A 12,209-nucleotide genomic window follows, 5' to 3' on the forward strand; every position below is an offset into this window, starting at 1 on the left:
ACGATCCTATTTTCCATTACCTATTTGCCTGATTGTCTGTCGAGGTAAATGGTGACTGAGTGAATACTATAAAAATCTTGAGAAAAAGATAAAAATGGGTAGCCCATCCTCTAATTAATCGCAAATCACATTCAATGTCAACTGCTAAGCGAGTCGGCGCTATAAAAAATTAAAAATTATAACCCAGTGGTAGGTGTTGACGGATAAATAGGGGTTAAAACAGTCCAGTAGCTATCGTTATAATTTATAATCAAAAAACCACAGCATAAGCTGTGGTTTCTATTATAAGCATGTAGTAGCTACATGCTTATTTTAGCAATCAGTTTACTAAAAACTGTGATCGCCTGACAGTGCTAAATCTAGCGAGCTGGTCGCAAAATTATGCTCTGGTTGATTCAGAATATCGCGAGTGATTTTACCAGCGGCAATTTCACGTAATGCCAATACAGTAGGCTTGTCGTTATCGACATCAACCATAGGCTCAGCGAGACCTTTGGCCAATTGACGTGCGCGCTTACTTGCTACTAAAATTAGTTCAAAGCGATTATCAACATTATCCAAACAATCTTCAATCGTCACTCGTGCCATAAATAGCTACCTCGGTTGTTTTTATTAGTCTCGGACTTTACCGCTACTCAATAAAAATAATATCAAAAATATAAAAGGGGAATAGCTAGACATTATAGCATTTTTTGCCCAGTCGCGTAGTTGCTTTTTGCGTATCTGTTTGTCGCTACTTAATTTATGCGCTACTAGGCAGTTATCGGTGCTTGGTTTATACGTCTACGTTGCTGTTGAGCAAGTTACTAATCGTGCGGTGATAACGCTGCTGCTGGCGAGCGAGAGTCTGTCTATCTGCCACGATAATGGCCTTTAGTTCAGTTAATGCGACTTCAAAGTTGTCATTGATAATTACAAAGTCAGCATGCACATACTGTGACATCTCGTTCACTGAACCTGCCAAACGCTGCTCGATAACTTCTATACTGTCTTGTGCACGAGTCGATAAGCGCTGACGTAAGGTGGCGAGACTGGGCGGCAAGATAAAAACCATCGTCGCTTCAGTAAAGATTTTTTTCACTTGCAATGCGCCTTGCCAATCAATCTCTAAGATGACATCAACGCCTGCTTCTAACTGCGTACGCACGCTCTGTTCTGACGTCCCATAATAGTTACCAAATACTTCTGCGTGTTCTAAAAACTTGTTTTCATTGATATCTGCCAAGAAGCTATCTACGTTGGTAAAATGATAATGATGACCATCAATCTCACCAGGACGCGGGGTGCGAGTTGTGTGTGACACACTGACCGTTAAGTCATTGGTGGTGGCAAGTAACTGCTTAACCAGTGAAGTTTTGCCAGTACCAGAGGCGGCGGTAATAATAAATAATGAACCTGTCATACAATTTGTCCTAATGGAGTGTGTTCTGATAAACAATTAAAGACTGGTAAAAATAAAAATCGTCATCATACAAGGCGATAGAAGCTATGTGAAGTAAGTCATTATAAACTGCTTTTGTGGCTTTTATTTTAATTAAAGCCACTCTTGTCCAGACGCTACTGTTATATCAGTGAGTTGTATCACTCATTGCTATTAGTACATGCTATTTTCAAGAGCAATAAAAGCAAATTATGCTAAAGTAGCAGAATGAATTCATCCCAATATTTGAATTGAAGCTTTTAAAATAAGCTTTAACTATAAATTATCTAATGATAGGCCTTCTTATGCAAATTTATCTTGCCAATCCACGTGGATTTTGTGCTGGTGTGGATCGCGCGATTGCGATTGTGAACGAAGCATTGACACGTTTTGAGCCACCCATTTATGTTCGCCACGAGGTGGTACACAACAAATTTGTCGTTTCTGACTTGGCCAATCGCGGTGCGGTATTCGTCGAAGAGCTTCACGAAGTGCCAGATGGCTCTATTGTTATTTTCTCTGCTCATGGCGTGTCAAAAGCGGTGGAAGATGAAGCGGAGCGTCGTGATTTGACGGTATTTGATGCTACGTGTCCGCTAGTGACCAAGGTACACATTGAGGTCGCTAAGTTTGCACAAGATGGGATGGATGCGGTATTGATTGGTCATGCTGGGCACCCTGAAGTGGAAGGCACGATGGGGCGCTTTAACCGCCGCCATGGTGGTCATATTCATTTGGTTGAAGATGAAAGTGATGTCGCAGCATTGACGGTACAAGATCCTGAGCGTCTAGCATTTGTCACTCAAACCACTTTATCTATGGACGATACAGCGCGCGTCATCGATGCGCTACGTGACAAGTTCCCTAGTATTCAAGGGCCACGCAAAGACGATATTTGCTATGCCACCCAAAACCGCCAAGATGCGGTAAAAGACTTAGCCAGTCGCTGTGAGGTGGTCTTAGTCGTCGGCTCACCAAATTCATCAAACTCTAACCGCCTGCGTGAATTAGCAGAGCGTATGAATTGCCACGCTTATTTGATAGATAATGCCAGTGAAATGGACAGAAGCTGGTTAGAGGGTGTGCAGAGTATAGGTGTGACTGCTGGTGCATCAGCGCCTGAAGTATTGATTCAAGAAGTACTGCAACAGCTCCAAGACTGGGGTGGCGACCTGCCTAGCGAGTTATCAGGTATTGAGGAAAACGTGATATTTAGCTTGCCCAAAGCGCTACGTATTCCGATTACCCAAGTCGGTAAGTAGCGTAAAATCAGTTACTATAAAGGTTCGCGATTAAAATAACCTACTATGAGCACAGTAGAATGAACAAGCAAAACAATAAATTTGTACTAGCAACTGCCACTCTCGCTGAAGTTAATAAGCAATTAAAAATTAATATGCTGGTGACTGTGGTAGTAGCATTTGTGTTGTTTATGAACATGATGAAATTTATGTTAGAAAAAACATTTTTTTATGCAGCACTCGTTGTGCTGATGATTTTTTTATTATTTTTTATAAGAAAAGCTCGTAATATCCTCATGCTAAGAAAGCAAGAGCTTACTCAATAGAATAAAAAACAAAAAATATAGGACAGTTATGACCGCTTATTATAAGTTTATCAAACGAGAACAGCAGGATGATGGCGTTAGCGTGGCATATTATCAGCCAACCAAGCATGCACAAGGTGCTTGGAATGAGCATGAGCAACACATGGCACCAGCGACAGGCTTGCTTACTGCTGAACTAAAAGGCTATGTACCGCAAGCAGGCACCCGTATTGCCCGTATCAGTCTCGATATTTTAGGGTTAATACCGCTTGATGATTTTACCATTACCACGCGTTGTATTCGTCCGGGCAAGACCATTGAGCTGGTTGAGGCAGTGATGAGCAGTCGCGGTCGCGATGCCATCATTGCACGGGCGTGGCGACTCATGACGCAAGATACCAGTCCTATAGCAGGGCTTGAAGACCAAAAAGCCAAACATAAACCTGAAAATTTGCCAGTTTGGGACGATATGAAAGGCTGGCCGGGTGGTTTTATCGAAAGCGTACGCCTAGTTGCGGAACCTGACCGTCGCCCTGGTAAAGGGATGGTATGGATCACCAATGATATGGAAATGATCGAAGGCGAACCTACAGATGACATGGTTCATTTGCTAGGCATGGTTGATACCGCCAATGGTGTCGTACCGCGACTCGGTCTTGGGTTGTCAAAATTAGAATGGATGTTTCCAAACACTGATTTGCAAATCCATATGCACCGTATACCACAAGGTCGCTGGCTCGGTATCGAAGCCGTGCAGCAATACGGTGATGATGGGATAGGGCTAACCAGCGCTGTGTTGCATGACGTACAAGGGCCGTTTGGTCGCAGTGAGCAAATTTTGACTATTCGTCCGATGCCGCGCTAAACGTTGAAAGTTTATATTGTTTTAAAAAACAAAACAAAAATATATATTTAATAGGTTTTACAAAATAATAGTAATCGGTTGTAATGGTGTCTACCAAGACAATATGACTGCACTGAAGGTTACTATGAAAAAGAACAATCGTTTTTCAAAAAAACTCACTACTATTTTGGATATATTGCTAGAAGCTTATTCAGAATAAGCTGTGCAACTTGAGTTATTTACTATTGAAAGAAAGCTTTTATGAGTACTAAGCAATAATAAGTACTATCTGAAAACACCGCCTTAGCAAACTAAGACGGTGTTTTTTATTGAATAACCCATTTACGCTTGAAATTTTCTTCTATGCCCCTATTAGTATAGACAGTTTAACGATATTACACACGGCAGATTTTCTAGTATTAGTAGGTCAGCTCTGGCAAGTTTATCGTTATCTTATAATAGGTCTTTCATAGAATTTAAAGGAGTTTTTATGAGTGAAGCAACTCAAGCTGAAGGTCTGAATCCAGAGTTAAAAAAACATACGTTTGAAGCGGAAGTGGCGCAGTTGCTGCATTTAGTGACGCATTCGCTATATTCTAACGCTGACATCTTTGTCCGTGAATTGGTGTCTAATGCCTCTGATGCTTGTGACAAATTGCGTTTTGAAGGTACCAATGATGACAGTCTTTATGAAGATGATGGCGAGTTAAAAATTCGCATTGCCGTTGATGAAGAAGCCAAAACGATTACCTTTACCGATAATGGTATTGGTATGAATGAAGCCGATGCTATCGAAAACTTAGGTACGATTGCCAAGTCAGGCACCAAAGCTTTTTTAGACAAATTGTCTGAATCACAAAAGCAAGAAGGTCAACTAATCGGACAGTTTGGGGTTGGTTTTTACTCAGGCTTCATCGTTGCCGATACGATTAGTGTTGAATCACGCAAAGCGGGCGAACCTGCGGATACAGGCGTACGCTGGGTATCAGATGGTACAGGTAGCTTTACCGTTGAGCCTATCACGAAAGCTGCACGCGGCACTGCGATCACTTTGCACTTGAAAGAAGAGTATTCTGAAGGTGAAGACAGCTATCTAGATCGTGGCAAAATCAAGCGTTTGGTTAATAAGTACTCAGATCATATCAGCTTACCGATTCAGATGCGTAAAGAGATCTGGCAAGAAGACGTAGCCGAAGACGACAGCTCTGATGATCAGGCACCTGCTGGTGGCGAGATGGTATTGACTGACGAATGGGAAACCATTAACAAGGCCAGTGCACTATGGACACGTTCAGCATCTGAGATTGAAGATGATGAGTATGTTGATTTCTATAAAAACATCTCATATGACATGGATGCGCCGCTTACGTGGACACATAACCGTGTAGAAGGCCGTGTTCAGTACACGCAGCTTTTGTATATTCCTACAAAAGCACCAGCAGATTTGTACACTAGAGAGCAGCAACATGGTCTCAAATTGTACGTCAAACGTGTTTTCATTATGGATGAAGCAGAGCAGCTGCTACCGATGTATCTGCGCTTTGTCAAAGGTGTTATCGATTCAGCAGACTTGCCACTGAACGTCAGCCGTGAGCTATTACAAGAGTCACGTGATGTGAAGTCTATCCGTGATGGTAACGCGCGTCGTATCTTGACGACATTGGCAAGTTTGGGCAATAGCGAAGACAGTGATAAGCAAGAAAAGTTTGCACAGTTCTATGCAGAGTTTGGTGATGTTATCAAAGAAGGTCTTGGCGAAGACATGGGCAATCAAGAACGTATTGCCAAATTGCTTCGTTATGCCACCAGCACGCAAGATGGTCTAAAAACCAGTTTTGAAGATTATAAAGGCCGTATGAAAGAGGGTCAAAAATCCATCTACTATCTAACGGCTGATAACTTGGCTGCGGCAAAAAATAGCCCGCAACTTGAGCTGTTCAAAAAGAAAGGCATCGAAGTTATTCTGATGACCAGTCGTGTCGATGAGTGGGCGATGAATTTCTTAACCTCATTTGATGAGACACCGCTGCAAAACATCGCAAAAGGCGCAGTAGATTTAGGCGACTTGCAAGATGAAGCAGAGAAAGCGGAAGCGTCAAAAGCAGAAGAAACCTTAAAGCCTGTAGTCGATAAGCTCAAAGCGGCTCTAAGCGCACGTGCTAAAGACGTTAAAGTGTCTACTCGTTTGGTTGATAGCCCAGCTTGTTTGGTTGTGGGTGAAGGTGAGTTGTCACCACAGATGATTCAGATGCTTAAACAGATGGGACAGGACGTACCAGAGAGCAAACCAACGCTTGAAGTAAACCCTGATCATCCATTGATTAAGAAGCTTGAGAGCAGCGAACAATTTGATGATTTGGCGCAAGTAATTTTTGATCAAGCATTGCTCGCAGATGGTGGTCAATTAGAGGATCCAGCCGCTTATCTAAAACGTGTTAATGAGTTATTGATGAGGTAATGACTAGTATTTGATAAAAAAAGAGGTCTTGTACGCAAGGCCTCTTTTTTTTGTTGGTTTTTCAGCTCAAATATGAGCAAATTTTACAAATCAGCCTTATCCTCTTGACCGACAATCCGTTACAATCGCGATAGATTAGCGAGCTAAACTATTAGGCAGTATTTGATGCCTTTTATAATCATTTCATAGTGAATTAAATATAAAATTGATATTTATATGCCACGTAAAAATGTAAATTAATGGCATTAAATGGCTAACATATCAAAATATAGTCAAAGTATTGGTAGATTGATACGGTGCTAATCTTGTGTGTGGTACAGCTGTACTATTTACACTCGGTTGCCTTGTATTAACTCTAAATTACCCCGACTATACTTATCATTGACTCACTTTATTTTCTCGGCTGGCTAGAGGTCTAAGTCTTTGTCACTTGCGTCGTTAAAAACCGTATCTCTTCAGCGCTTTTCGCTCAACTTCGCTGCCAATATTATTGCAACCTTATGGATGCTGGTAGGGTCGACGCGTGCGTTTTCTTGGGTCAAGCCCACTTTTATACAGTTTGCCGTGTTTGCACTATTAGCACTCGGTAGCAATGTATTGTTTTCTTGGTTGGCTGCCGAAAGTGGCAGTATCTTTAATGAGCAAGGGTTGGTCAGTTATCTAATTTGGCCGATGATTATCCTATTGAGCGGCATTATTCTGGCACGGCGTGCTGGTAATCAAGCGCTAGTTTTTGTACCCGTGGTCTTGTGGTTGGTCGCTGATACATTGTCAGCGCTATTACAGAGCTTGGTGCAATACTTGAGTAGCTATGGTTGGTTGCCTAATTGGAGTTATTCATTTTTACCCGTCTTATTTTTAGTGCTGTTTTTATGGCAGACGTTAGCGTTGATGTGGATTTTCTTCCATCGCTTGCGTATACCGTGGTGGGAGCGGGTGATCGTACTGGTAGGTGCTGTGGCACTTCTCACGATTTGGCAGCGTAATGTCGCTGACCAACCGATATTTAAGCAGATTCCTGTAGAGCCTGTTTTAGAAGAAGCGGCATTATATGAGCAGCCACGTTTATTACAGCAAGCATTAAACAGCATTGATCCAAGTACGCCAGGTAAGACTGACTGGTACTTCATGGGTGTTGCAGGTTTCTCTGATCAAAACGTTTTCCGTTCTGAGATTAATAAGGTACGTGAGCTGTTCGATGTGCGTTTCGGCACTAGTGGGCACTCACTTTCATTGATTAACAACACCTATAGCTGGATGGATGAGCCAATCGCTACCAAGACCAGTATCTTACGTGGCCTAAAAATAATCGGTCAGCAGATGAATGCCGACGAAGATGTCTTATTTCTCACGCTATCTTCACATGGCAACGAGGACATCGTACAACTGGCAAATCCACCCATTGAGATGGACAATTTAGATGCTGCGTGGCTACGTGAGGCGTTAGATGCTTCAGGTATTCGCTGGCGTGTAATTGTAGTATCTGCTTGTTATTCAGGCTCATTTATCGATGATTTGGCATCTCCAACCACGGTGGTGATTACCGCATCTGCTGCTGACAAAGCCTCATTTGGCTGTACCAATACAGCAGAGATGACTTATTTTGGGCAAGCATTTTTTGCTGAGAGTCTGCGAAGTAACACCAGTTTTGAGACAGCATTTAAAGACGCGAGATTGCGTGTTAGTGAACGCGAGAGCTTAATGGGCTTTGAGCCATCAGAGCCGCAGATGGTCATTGGTAGTCTCATGGAAACAGCATTGCCTGCGTTCGAACAAGTGTTATTTGATAACACTCGACCATCTGTCGCTAGTATCGCTAACGAGTCTAATAATACAGCTATTAACATCGTTAATAATAATGATGGTAATCAGCCAGTCGTTGAGACCGCCAGTACTACAAACTAAATATTGTGTATTTTGCTTTGAACAAAAGGAACATCACTCATGAATCATTCTTATAATCACAGTTTATCCGCCAACTCACCGCTGACAAAGAAAAGTGTGAATCGCTGTTTTGATGGCGAGCAACACTATTATAGTCATCAATCAACGTCTACCAAAACGCCAATGACGTTCAGCATTTATCTGCCTGACGAAGCGCTTGCTGGCCGACTTTGTCCAGCGATTCTTTACTTGTCAGGCCTCACTTGTAATGCTGATAATGTCACGCACAAAGCGCATTTCCAACAGAAATGTAGTGAGCTTGGCATGATCTTGATCGCGCCTGATACTTCTCCTAGAAGCAGTGAAGGCCATGATGTGCCCAATGATGAGCGCTATTTTGTGGGTCAAGGTGCCAGCTATTATATCGATGCTACCCAAGCACCTTGGGTAGACAACTTCAATATGCAAAGCTACATTGTCGATGAGTTATATGATTTGCTGCGCTCAGAGTTCCCAATCCATAGCATTGGTATCACAGGGCACTCGATGGGTGGTCACGGCGCGCTGCTTTTAGGATTTAAATTCCCAAGTAAGTTTGTCAGTGTTTCTGCACTGTCGCCAGTATGCGCTGCCAGTGAGTCAGCGTGGGGTGAGGCTGCTTACACTGAGTATTTTGGTAAGGATGAGTCATTATGGTCGCAAGCAGATGCCTCAAAGACGATCGAAAAAGTCGGTCAGCAGTACTCGAGTATTTTGGTTGATCAAGGCGCTGCGGATAATTTCTTAGCAGAAGGTCAGTTGCAAACGTCTAAGCTACAACAGGCTTGTGAAAAAGCCAAACAGCCTTTAACATTGCGTTATCAGGCAGGTCACGACCATAGTTATTATTTTATTCAGAGCGTTATCAACGACCATATCGAACATCATTGGCGCATGGCACAACTTAGCTAGGCATTGATATTGAAATCTTTTCACTAAGCTGCTCAACACGCGCTAATGTTTAAAAGGTAAAATTATGGCAAGTTATCAATATTTAACAGCATCTAATTCCGATGCGAATTCAATACGTGAGACCCATTCAATACGTAACACCCACTCAGAGTCTAAAAGTGCGCCGTCAGCACTTGAGACCATGCAAGCTGAAATGGATGCCGCTCTAAAAAATAAGCAGCATAGCAACAGTGAACAAGTCTCTAAAGCTAACGCAGATGAGTTTGTCGCAAAAAACATCAATGACGCGGGTGATAGAGTGCTTGATGAGATTCAAGTCTCACGAGTGATAGAGATGGCATGGGAAGACAGGACGCCGTTTGGCGCTATCGAGCACAGCTATGGTCTCAATGAAGCAGGGGTTATTAAACTCATGCGCCAAGAGCTCAAGCCGTCGTCTTTTCGATTATGGCGTCAGCGAGTAAGCAACCGCGCTACCAAACATCAAGCGAAACGAGATTTTGGTGTTGGTCGTGCTTATTGTAAAACTCAGTACAAGCAGCGCTAGTCATCCGTACTTAATATCAGTCGCTTGATGCCTGCTATAATAGACACACCCGTTGCAAGTTTCTTTCTATTTTATTAATACTTTATTTATATATCAATTAGGTAGCTCAATTATGATTAGTCCTTCTAAACCATATCTTATTGCACCATCGATACTCTCAGCTGATTTTGCACGTTTAGGCGAAGAAGTCGAAAAGGTATTAGAGTCGGGTGCCGATGTGATTCATTTTGATGTGATGGACAATCATTACGTACCCAATTTGACGTTTGGTAGTATGATTTGTAAGGCGCTGCGCGACTATGGCATTGATGCACCTATCGATGTACATCTGATGGTGTCACCTGTCGATAGTATGATTGAGCAGTTCTTGGAAGCGGGTGCGAGCATTATTACTTTTCATCCAGAAGCCAGTGGACACATTGACCGTTCGTTACAGCTCATTAAAGACGGTGGTGCCGAATGTGGCCTAGTATTGAATCCAGCAACGCCATTGCATTATTTAGACTATGTCATGGATAAAGTGGATCAAATTCTACTGATGAGTGTCAACCCTGGCTACGGTGGCCAGTCGTTTATTGAAGGTACTCTGGACAAAGTGCGCCAAGTTCGTCAGCGTATTATTACCAGTGGCCGAGACATTAGACTAGAAGTCGATGGTGGTGTCAAAGCCAGTAATATTCGTGCGATAGCTGAGGCAGGCGCTGATATGTTCGTCGCGGGATCTGCGATATTTAACCAAGAAGACTATAAGGCTGCTATCGACGCGATGCGTGTAGAGCTTGCATTGGCTAATAACTGTTAATAATTGCTAATAGCTGTCAATAACTGCCAGTCACTGCCGTATAGTGTGATAGCGAAAATGCCCCAATGCTATTGGCGCAAAAGAGTCTTAAAATATGCTGTATAACTTATAACGATGCCTAACAGCAAGTTACGTAAAGGTAGGTGAAATATGGACACAAAAAATTCAATCAACTCGTTAGTGTCGCCGGAACCAGCAGCAAGCACAGCGCAGCAACGTAGCTTAGTTCCGAAAGGTATCACTATTGGCCTAGCAGTGTTTGCACTCATTCTCAGTCTAGCAGGTTATGGCTTTCGTCTAATGGTCGGCGATGATGTCGGAGAAGTATTGCGCCATGCAGCCGTAATTGTGCCCTCATTTGTACTGGGTATTCCCCTGTTGTTTTGGGTAGGATCACGTATTTTCAACAAGGTTAAAGGCATGCATATCGAGAGCTGGAATGCTATTAGTTTGGGCTATTTGACGTCTTGTATTTCGATGCTATGGTTGATGGGTACTTATAGTTAAAGGCTTTAGCAGCAAACGCAAAGACGATGCTACTTAATACAGGTAGCGTTGTTATATTTTATAAGCTGTTTTCTATACACTTTTTAATCATGAAGTCATGCTATATAAGTATGACTGGGATTTTACATGCGAATTATGCCAGCCAGTATTGCCAGAATTATTTATCCAAAAGATTTACCAAATGGTTTGTTTACGAGCTTAATTATAGCGTGCTTGCTATTGGGCTTGGCTTCGTTGCGTAATGGTACGGATTTACAAGGTTGGCTAAATGTCATTGAAAACTGGCTACTCATGCTGTTGATATTGCCTACCGCGACTGCCACCGTTGCACTACCGTTCAAATATCGAGATCGCACGCTTGAGCTAAAGCTTGTTTATTACCTTGGCATGTTTGTGGCCTTCTTATTTACCTTAGGAAAGCTGCGTTACTGGCATTGATTTTATAAGAAACATCTCATTTAAGTGCTCATCTATGTAGAAGACTTATGTGACAGCCCTTGAATTCCAAGGTGAAAGCGTCCATTGTATGAGTAAGACAGTTTTACCCGTATTACTGCAAAACAATAATGTGGCTATATGCGATTTTTTGCCAGTATTGGACGGGATAATAAGGAGCAAATTCATGCCATACGATATCGATATCGATAACGATATAGAAGTAGATAACGAGAGTACCGATCAATTTGCAGGATTTGCCAAAGAGACCACACTTGAGCTAGTAGAAGCGGATGATGGTAGGTTGCTATTGCGTGATGCCGAACAAGATGAAGCACCATTGATGACCATTGATTTTTCTGAAAAACTCAAAGAGCTGCTTGGTAGTGATACTCAAGCGATTGGTCAGCACATGATTCATGCAGCGATTCAGGTCATTATGCAAAAGCAGATGAGCCAATGGCATGCACATGTCTATGACAAAGAGCCAACGCACTACAGCTGATTTTCATTTTTCTGGCGAATTTAAATAGCCAGTTAAAAATTTAGTCATAAAAAAAGGGTTTATCAATTGATAAACCCTTTTTTTTCAGATAAAACCATTGATAAAAATGGTAATTATTTGATTTTAGCTTCTTTAAAGATCACATGCTGGCGTACTTTTGGATCAAACTTTTTGATTTCCATTTTGCCAGGCATAGTGCGCTTGTTTTTAGTAGTGGTGTAGTAATACCCAGTACCAGCTGTTGATACTAACTTAATTTTATCTCTCATGATAGCTTTCCTGTAAATGAGGGGTCTTCAAACGATAGGTA

General features: G+C 42.2%; 14 protein-coding genes. 11 read left to right on the top strand and 3 right to left on the bottom strand.

What is annotated here, in order from left to right:
- Positions 1–327: 327 nt before the first annotated feature.
- Both rpoZ and gmk read right to left on the bottom strand, forming a co-directional pair.
- Positions 328–588: a DNA-directed RNA polymerase subunit omega gene (gene rpoZ, locus I6E83_RS09980; protein WP_110923274.1), complete on the bottom strand. Its 261-nt coding sequence runs from the start codon at positions 586–588 to the stop codon at positions 328–330.
- 187 nt (positions 589–775) lie between these two features.
- Positions 776–1,402, bottom strand: coding sequence for a guanylate kinase (gene gmk / locus I6E83_RS09985; protein WP_197101600.1), 627 nt, complete (start codon positions 1,400–1,402; stop codon positions 776–778).
- A gap of 323 nt (positions 1,403–1,725) precedes the next feature.
- On the opposite strand from gmk, the gene ispH reads away from it, so the two are divergent.
- The 11 genes from ispH to I6E83_RS10040 all read left to right on the top strand — a co-directional run bounded on the left by ispH (position 1,726) and on the right by I6E83_RS10040 (position 11,899).
- Positions 1,726–2,682, top strand: coding sequence for a 4-hydroxy-3-methylbut-2-enyl diphosphate reductase (gene ispH / locus I6E83_RS09990; protein ID WP_197101602.1), 957 nt, complete (start codon positions 1,726–1,728; stop codon positions 2,680–2,682).
- A gap of 59 nt (positions 2,683–2,741) precedes the next feature.
- Complete coding sequence (locus I6E83_RS09995) at positions 2,742–2,987, top strand: hypothetical protein (protein ID WP_197101604.1); 246 nt, start codon at positions 2,742–2,744, stop codon at positions 2,985–2,987.
- Positions 2,988–3,015: 28 nt separating this feature from the next.
- Complete coding sequence (locus tag I6E83_RS10000) at positions 3,016–3,831, top strand: thioesterase family protein (RefSeq protein WP_197101606.1); 816 nt, start codon at positions 3,016–3,018, stop codon at positions 3,829–3,831.
- Between the two features lie 469 nt (positions 3,832–4,300).
- Positions 4,301–6,268 carry a molecular chaperone HtpG gene (htpG, locus tag I6E83_RS10005; RefSeq protein WP_197101608.1) on the top strand — a complete coding sequence of 656 codons (1,968 nt, stop codon included), beginning with the start codon at positions 4,301–4,303 and terminating at the stop codon, positions 6,266–6,268.
- Positions 6,269–6,691: 423 nt separating this feature from the next.
- The gene (locus I6E83_RS10010; protein WP_197101611.1) at positions 6,692–8,173 is read left to right on the top strand and encodes a C13 family peptidase; all 1,482 of its coding nucleotides are present in this window, start codon (positions 6,692–6,694) and stop codon (positions 8,171–8,173) included.
- A gap of 39 nt (positions 8,174–8,212) precedes the next feature.
- Entirely contained in the window at positions 8,213–9,103 is an 891-nt protein-coding gene (gene fghA / locus I6E83_RS10015; protein ID WP_197101612.1) for an S-formylglutathione hydrolase, read from the top strand.
- Between the two features lie 298 nt (positions 9,104–9,401).
- On the top strand, positions 9,402–9,650 hold the full coding sequence (locus I6E83_RS14930; RefSeq protein WP_320158392.1) for a TIGR03643 family protein: 249 nt from the start codon (positions 9,402–9,404) through the stop codon (positions 9,648–9,650).
- A gap of 112 nt (positions 9,651–9,762) precedes the next feature.
- On the top strand, positions 9,763–10,452 hold the full coding sequence (rpe, locus tag I6E83_RS10025) for a ribulose-phosphate 3-epimerase (RefSeq protein ID WP_110923266.1): 690 nt from the start codon (positions 9,763–9,765) through the stop codon (positions 10,450–10,452).
- A gap of 150 nt (positions 10,453–10,602) precedes the next feature.
- Complete coding sequence (locus I6E83_RS10030) at positions 10,603–10,959, top strand: hypothetical protein (RefSeq protein ID WP_197101616.1); 357 nt, start codon at positions 10,603–10,605, stop codon at positions 10,957–10,959.
- Positions 10,960–11,085: 126 nt separating this feature from the next.
- Positions 11,086–11,397, top strand: a complete 312-nt coding sequence (locus tag I6E83_RS10035) for a hypothetical protein (RefSeq protein WP_110923264.1) — start codon at positions 11,086–11,088, stop codon at positions 11,395–11,397.
- 184 nt (positions 11,398–11,581) lie between these two features.
- Positions 11,582–11,899, top strand: a complete 318-nt coding sequence (locus I6E83_RS10040) for a hypothetical protein (protein WP_194197685.1) — start codon at positions 11,582–11,584, stop codon at positions 11,897–11,899.
- A 113-nt stretch (positions 11,900–12,012) separates the two neighbouring features.
- Here I6E83_RS10040 and rpmG read toward each other — a convergent pair whose 3' ends face one another.
- Positions 12,013–12,168 (bottom strand): 50S ribosomal protein L33, encoded by a 156-nt coding sequence (gene rpmG, locus I6E83_RS10045; RefSeq protein ID WP_010201403.1) that lies wholly within the window; start codon positions 12,166–12,168, stop codon positions 12,013–12,015.
- Positions 12,169–12,209 lie beyond the last annotated feature (41 nt).

It is taken from the genome of Psychrobacter sp. SZ93C1 (genome assembly GCF_015864635.1).
Taxonomy (GTDB): Bacteria; Pseudomonadota; Gammaproteobacteria; order Pseudomonadales; family Moraxellaceae; genus Psychrobacter; species Psychrobacter fozii.